The organism is Citrobacter sp. Ce104 (genome assembly GCF_030334595.1).
GTDB classification, from domain to species: domain Bacteria; phylum Pseudomonadota; class Gammaproteobacteria; order Enterobacterales; family Enterobacteriaceae; genus Citrobacter; species Citrobacter europaeus.
In genome coordinates this window covers 1-265 of the sequence record NZ_JAOWDP010000024.1, presented here as the reverse complement: position 1 = coordinate 265, position 265 = coordinate 1, and the positions used below count along the sequence as shown (strand labels likewise).

At 53.6% G+C, this 265-nt stretch carries 1 tRNA gene; it reads left to right on the top strand.

The features are described from left to right. Positions 1–180: 180 nt before the first annotated feature. A tRNA-Ala gene (locus tag OGW16_RS01990) sits at positions 181–256 on the top strand. Positions 257–265 lie beyond the last annotated feature (9 nt).

The following is a 265-nucleotide window of genomic DNA, read 5'->3' as shown; positions in this document are numbered from 1 at the left end:
GCTTGTAGCTCAGGTGGTTAGAGCGCACCCCTGATAAGGGTGAGGTCGGTGGTTCAAGTCCACTCAGGCCTACCAAATTCTTTCTGATACCGCGTTGTGAAACGACTCGCATACTTCAGTATGCTTCGCCGCTCCACGCCTTGTCTCAGCAAGAATTAAGGTGAATGAGATAACTACGATGGGGCTATAGCTCAGCTGGGAGAGCGCCTGCCTTGCACGCAGGAGGTCTGCGGTTCGATCCCGCATAGCTCCACCATCCTTTACT